6 protein-coding genes and 1 pseudogene are annotated in these 5,065 nt (G+C 43.3%); all 7 read left to right on the plus strand.

Annotated features, from left to right (window positions below; all coding sequences use genetic code 11):
* Nucleotides 1–384 precede the first annotated feature (384 nt).
* The 7 genes and pseudogenes from AC1DPQ_RS17160 (at nucleotide 385) to AC1DPQ_RS17190 (ending at nucleotide 4,853) form a co-directional block, all read left to right on the plus strand.
* On the plus strand, nucleotides 385–957 hold the full coding sequence (locus AC1DPQ_RS17160) for a UPF0758 domain-containing protein (RefSeq protein ID WP_477585180.1): 573 nt from the start codon (nucleotides 385–387) through the stop codon (nucleotides 955–957).
* Nucleotides 958–1,472: 515 nt separating this feature from the next.
* Complete coding sequence (locus AC1DPQ_RS17165; protein WP_477585179.1) at nucleotides 1,473–2,039, plus strand: hypothetical protein; 567 nt, start codon at nucleotides 1,473–1,475, stop codon at nucleotides 2,037–2,039.
* Between the two features lie 62 nt (nucleotides 2,040–2,101).
* Nucleotides 2,102–2,878: pseudogene (locus tag AC1DPQ_RS17170) on the plus strand (DUF3560 domain-containing protein).
* A 51-nt stretch (nucleotides 2,879–2,929) separates the two neighbouring features.
* Nucleotides 2,930–3,298 (plus strand): hypothetical protein, encoded by a 369-nt coding sequence (locus AC1DPQ_RS17175; RefSeq protein ID WP_477586061.1) that lies wholly within the window; start codon nucleotides 2,930–2,932, stop codon nucleotides 3,296–3,298.
* Nucleotides 3,299–3,308: 10 nt separating this feature from the next.
* Entirely contained in the window at nucleotides 3,309–3,527 is a 219-nt protein-coding gene (locus tag AC1DPQ_RS17180) for a hypothetical protein (RefSeq protein ID WP_477586063.1), read from the plus strand.
* A complete protein-coding gene (locus AC1DPQ_RS17185; protein WP_477610345.1) occupies nucleotides 3,514–3,801 on the plus strand; it encodes a hypothetical protein in 288 nt (95 codons plus the stop codon). Before AC1DPQ_RS17180 ends, AC1DPQ_RS17185 begins: the two co-directional genes overlap by 14 nt.
* A gap of 266 nt (nucleotides 3,802–4,067) precedes the next feature.
* Nucleotides 4,068–4,853: a DUF4272 domain-containing protein gene (locus AC1DPQ_RS17190; protein ID WP_477610346.1), complete on the plus strand. Its 786-nt coding sequence runs from the start codon at nucleotides 4,068–4,070 to the stop codon at nucleotides 4,851–4,853.
* The last annotated feature ends 212 nt before the right edge of the window (nucleotides 4,854–5,065 follow it).

A 5,065-nucleotide genomic window follows, 5' to 3' on the forward strand; every position in this document is an offset into this window, starting at 1 on the left:
GTCAGTAAAACGTGCAGAAGAAAAAAAACTTTTTCCGGAGTACATCCGGAAAAAGTTTGTTTTCTTCTGCACGTTTTACTGACCGGATGCGGCTGTTGAAGTTGTTTTTGCAATCTACATTACAAAAGATTTTTCCTGCTCTGCCGTGGAGTTCTTTTTCGCAGTAGCGGCAGCGTGTTTTTTCAGTTGGTGTGGTATGCTGGTTCACGGACTTGTTCTTGGTTTTCAATGGTTTACAATATCTAATATCGGATAATTTTTTCTGAAAACTGTTAGGCTGTTTTGGAAACTGTTATCTATTTTCCTTATCAGATAAGTTGATTTTTTCTGCTGTAATTTTTTGGGCTGCATGGAATTTTGGTCTGGAATTAAATTTTATAGATTATGAAAAAACACAACATTTTGGTGTCGGAGAGTTTCTCACGAGGAAACAGGCGTTACTTTTTAGATTATAAGGTTGCCAGTAACAGGAGCAATTATATCTGTTTTACCAGGAGCGACGCGCAAGAAGACGGCACTTACAATATGGAGCGCTTGCGTGTATTCCAGGAGGATTTTGAAATGCTGATCGGAAGCTTTTCTTCATTGATGACAATGGCCGCTTATTATGGGCAAGGCTATGAATCCGTTCAGGATATGCACTTTTTGAACCAGAAGAAGGAGGTGCGGGGGATTAAAGGAATGGAGGTAGAACTGCGGCCAAGGGAAAAAATGCTGGAGAATGGTCCGGCTGCAATGACCGATACTGAGCTGCTGGCCATGCTGATCGGTTCGGGTACGCCCAATGAATCGGCGATTGACCTGGCTTACCGTATACTGGGTAGTGTAGAAGGAAACTTGCAGGAATTATCTGTTTTGGATTTTCCCGGGCTTTGCCGTTTTGCGGGGATGGGGATTGCCAAATCGAGTTCGGTTATGGCGGCGATGGAACTGGGCAGACGGCTTGGGCAGTATTAGATTATTGTTTTCTGATTTTTTTGCCTCTGGCGCTCGCCAGGGGCTTTTTAATTCTGGTTTTTTTACGGGTCAAAAAGTTTGGGTTTTAGTGAATGATAGGTTTGGGAGGAATAAGGTAGATGTGAGCGGTTAAGGTGTTTTTAACTGCACAAAATTTTGCTTCTACCTTTTTTGAACACAAATTTCTGAACAATCCCTTTTCCGCCAAGACCGGTGCCCTGCGGGTTTGCTGGAAAAAAATCTTCCCTGTGAGCTAGCGCTCACGAGGTTTTTTTTTCCGCAAAGTCTTGTCTTGAAAAATGGATTGTGTTCAGGTGAGGGTGACTATCAAAAAGGCAGGAGGCTCCTGCCGACTGATATTTTTTAAACCCAGAGTACCATGAACACGATAAAAGGCAGAAGCCCACCGATCCTATTTTTTTGACCTTGTTAGCACCGAAGGTGCTAGCAGGATTTGGCCGCTGATGGCGGCTKTTTCAATTTTTTTTCCATTCACATTTAAATTTTAAAAAATTATGAAAACGACAGTAATTAATTCTAGTGCAATTGCAAATAATGGTTCAGTGGATAATAAAGCTCATGGCTTAACTGGTGCCGCTGCTGCTAATGGTAGTGCGATTGTGCCGAACAAGGATTTTGATAAATCCTCGGATAATACTAAAACAGAGGTAAAAGCAGGGGCAAAGGTGGAAACCCTAAAAGGTAAAATGGACGACGAAAAAGGGAAAACAGAGGTGGCAGATAAAACCGAGCGTAAAACGCCTGCCGAGAAGGTTAAGACTGCTAGAAATTTGGATACTACGATTAAACTGGCTTTAGATCTCACCCGCCGTATCAACCAAAGGGGCAAGTTATTGGAAACCATTGGCACCTTAGAGGCTTTCGAGGTGGCGCAGCAGGATGATGCGGAGGAAACGGACGTTAATTTCTTTCAGGGATGTACGCTGACCATTGAAGATGACAATGGCAGGGAGTTTTCGACCAAAAACCCTTTTATCATTAAAGCGGTGGCGGATGATGTTAACCGTCTTTGCGTGGATAAATTGGCAGAGATTGAAAGCGAGATTTTTATTCCTACTTAAAATGCTCATGCCCTTTGGTGCGTATCAAAGGGCATTTATTTTTTGATTGAATTTTTTGAGAGATGAAACACGATTTTAATGAGCGCAAAGAAAACCGCATTAATTATGCGAAGGTTCAGGCTGCCAAAAACGAAAAGGAATCCGATCGGCTTTACAGCTCGGCCACAGATATGGCTTCGGTCATTCCCATGGGACAACCGATTTTAATTGGTCACCATAGTGAAAAACGTGACCGCAGATACAGGGAGAAGATACATGATACCATGGGGCGTTCTGTGGATAAGCAGAAATAGGCGGCTTATTATGCAGACAAGGCAGAAACCATTGCCTCGAATGATGCTATTTTTTCCGATGATCCCGAGGCCTTAACAAAATTAAAGGAGAAACTCTCTCGGCTGCAAGCCTTGCAGGATTTTATGAAATCTGCCAATAGGTGTTTGAGGAAACAGGATAAAGCGGCCTTTTTATTATTGCCCTCAGCAACCGCTGAAATCTGGGCGCAGCTGAATGATACCAGCCGCGGCGGTTATGTTGGCTTTCCCTCTTACCGTTTGACCAATAACAATGCAAAGATCAAAACGGTAGAAAGCCGCATTAAAATGCTGGAAGCAATCAAGGCAAGAGCGGAATTTGATATGCAGGTTGGCAACGTCCGGATATGGGAGAACAAAGAGGCAGGAAGGCTTCAAATGATTTTTGAGGGTAAACCTAATGAAGAAATCCGCAAGGAATTAAAACGCCATGGTTTCCGCTGGAGCGGCTCACAGGGGGCTTGGCAGCGCCATATTTCAGCGAATGCGCTTTATTGGGCTAAGCTGATCGCAGCCAAAGCAAGTTAATGTTTGACCAGCTGGGAGGAATTCGTTTCCTCTCTGCTTAATTTTTAGATCATGAAAGCTTTACATGAATTGACCAATACGATGAAAGGGAGACTTTTATTCGAACTTTTTCCCGATGAAATGCCTGCGCTGCTGGATCACCTTGCCGAGGTCTGCGCTGATTTCCGCAAGAATCAAGAAGCCTATAAAAAGGATTGGCATAACGGGTTTATGCCCTTTGATTACTGGTTCAGCCTGTCCGAAGAATGTGCAGGCTTGCTAAAAAAGCATGGTCACGCCATGCGTAAAAACAGCAAGGTGTTTTCTGACCAGCTTTTTTACGGTTATACCGCGCTTTTTGTCAATGACCGAACCGTTAAATATGCCGCCCGTTCGGGAAACAGCAAATTTAAACAGGCGGTAGAACTTCTTTATACCTAAACGATGAGCCATGAAACAATATATCACAGACAACGAAGGGAATCTAATTGAAGTAGATGACCTGCAGGCGGCCATTTATCAGGTTGCTGATTATATCCACTACCTGCACAGCGATGATGCGCCCGAGATGCACCGCTTTGATCAGAAACGGCAGGCCTACTGGCGCGATATTTTTATCAAGCTGAACCTGTTAAAAAATAGAAAGGAGTCTGATTATGATCACAATTAAGGTATCCCTGCTGTTAAAACAGAAATTGCGGGAAGCAGAAACCGAGATCATCAGCGCAATACAAAACGAGGTGATTCGGATCGAAAGGCGTGTGGATAGCAGGGAGCTGGAACAGTATATTGAAGGCCTGCGCTTAGATATGAATGGAGCAATCTGGGTAGATACTTCTTTTGGGGATATCACAGAAAAACGGCTGATCGATTTTCTGTCAGACAGGGAGATATGCCTTGAGTTTCTGCTGGATTTGCTAACCCTGCTCGAAGAAATCAGTTAATTTTTTTGGTTTGGCTTAGCTGCCTAAAGCCCTGATCACTTTTTTTCGGGAGGGGCTTTTTCGCGGCGCTTTAAGTGATGGATGAAGTGAAACGGATGATCTGGGGACGCTTTAAAATATGAGATAGTCGGAAGCTATCACGGATAACCTTGCCATAGGATTATATATGATATATTTGTATTTTGTTGGCCGTTGACGAAAAAAATGATCAGCCTAAAGGGAGTTGGGGCTTAAGGCTAATGCATTGATAACCAGAAATACTCAAAATGAAACGATCCATAACAGTAACTGCAATCTGTTTATTCCTCACGCTTTTTGGCTGCGGTGGGGATAGGCTTAATAATAAACCCTTAACTATTGAGGGTGTTAAAGCGATGTCTGTGCCGGTAGAGCATATTCAGGCTACCAAAGAGCAGATGGAAAGGCGGAAAAGATCGGAGGCGGTCTGCAGATCTCATGCAGTACCCATTTATACCAATCCCAATGCAATGTTCCTGGATCCGGCGGATCAGGTTGCTGTCAGGACCAGTGATGAAATCGTCGACAGGGCGATAGCATTGTGCTATCTGGAGCTAAAAAGTGAAAAAGCTGACAGAAAAATGCTTGCCGAGGTTGAAAAGAAGTATAAGGTGATGGAAAAGCTCACCGCTGCTGAAAAAGAATTTGCACTTAATGAAAATCCCAGTTCACAGCAGCTAACCGATGCCAACTGGAGGGCGGAGGGTTATCACGTTATGCTCTGGGCACTCGGTTATATCGATACGCTGGTATACCCCGATAAACTGTGTGATGTAAGGAGTGATGTAAAGCATTTGTTCTCGCGGAGCGAAAAAGAATTCAGGGAGCAGGCAAAACTTAGGAGCAAGGCCGAGATTCTTGATCAGGCCGATCTGATATTACGTTTAGACTGGGCATGTGTTAATTCCAGGGTAAATAATGAGGCGGTTCCGGGAAACCTTGATAAAGGTGTAGTTTATGAAAGGCACTATGCGCTCAACTGGATTATCAGGCTGATGGATCAGGATTGGGATGGTGTCACGACTGATACCTAAATCTTTTTTACTTCCTTAAAAAAGCCTTGGAACTGTTAAACTTAGAATGTTTTTCTAGATTAGTGCTCCTGGCAAGACCATTAACGAACTTTTTTATTGAAGATTTGAAGCAAATTGCTGATCTTAAAATTCCTAAATAGTTTTGCTCGAAAAATTTGAATTAGGTTAATTGAATCTCCCTGGATCATTTTAGGAAATTCAAGGTTCGGCTC

The sequence above is a fragment of the Pedobacter sp. 01T416_2 genome (assembly GCF_056398925.1).

What these genes read in the sequence shown, in the direction of transcription:
- AC1DPQ_RS17180 (WP_477586063.1), top strand. Translation starts at nt 3,309, where the DNA reads ATGAAACAATATATCACAGACAACGAAGGGAATCTAATTGAAGTAGAT.
- AC1DPQ_RS17165 (WP_477585179.1), top strand. Translation starts at nt 1,473, where the DNA reads ATGAAAACGACAGTAATTAATTCTAGTGCAATTGCAAATAATGGTTCA.
- AC1DPQ_RS17160 (WP_477585180.1), top strand. Translation starts at nt 385, where the DNA reads ATGAAAAAACACAACATTTTGGTGTCGGAGAGTTTCTCACGAGGAAAC.
- AC1DPQ_RS17190 (WP_477610346.1), top strand. Translation starts at nt 4,068, where the DNA reads ATGAAACGATCCATAACAGTAACTGCAATCTGTTTATTCCTCACGCTT.
- AC1DPQ_RS17185 (WP_477610345.1), top strand. Translation starts at nt 3,514, where the DNA reads ATGATCACAATTAAGGTATCCCTGCTGTTAAAACAGAAATTGCGGGAA.
- AC1DPQ_RS17175 (WP_477586061.1), top strand. Translation starts at nt 2,930, where the DNA reads ATGAAAGCTTTACATGAATTGACCAATACGATGAAAGGGAGACTTTTA.